We start from the raw sequence: 229 nt of genomic DNA, 5'->3' as shown, positions 1-229 counted from the left end.
CGTGCTGGCGTTCAGCCTGGTCGAGTCGGTGGTCCTGCCGCAAGTCCTGCCGATCTGGTCTCGGCCATCCTCGCCGGCACCTGCGTCGTGGTTCTCGGGCTCGGCGTCGGATCACTGTCCAGCGTGCTCAACCCCAGCGACCAGTCCCGGGTCGGGCAGCGCCGCGGCTCGTTCCTCAAGGTGTTCGGCTGGTTCATGGGGTTCTTCACGATCGCAGGGATCGGCGGCG

The 229-nt window shown here is 68.1% G+C and carries 1 protein-coding gene; it reads left to right on the top strand.

Annotation, left to right across the window (positions count from 1 at the left end; all coding sequences use genetic code 11):
• Window positions 1-229 (top strand): hypothetical protein (locus BN358_RS28210; RefSeq protein ID WP_232233449.1); only part of this gene is annotated, 229 nt, incomplete at both ends.

The organism is Sedimentibacter sp. B4 (genome assembly GCF_000309315.1).
Taxonomy (GTDB): Bacteria; Bacillota; Clostridia; order Tissierellales; family Sedimentibacteraceae; genus Sedimentibacter; species Sedimentibacter saalensis.
Note: the sequence above shows the minus strand (reverse complement) of the source record. Positions and strands in the feature narration are given on the sequence as shown.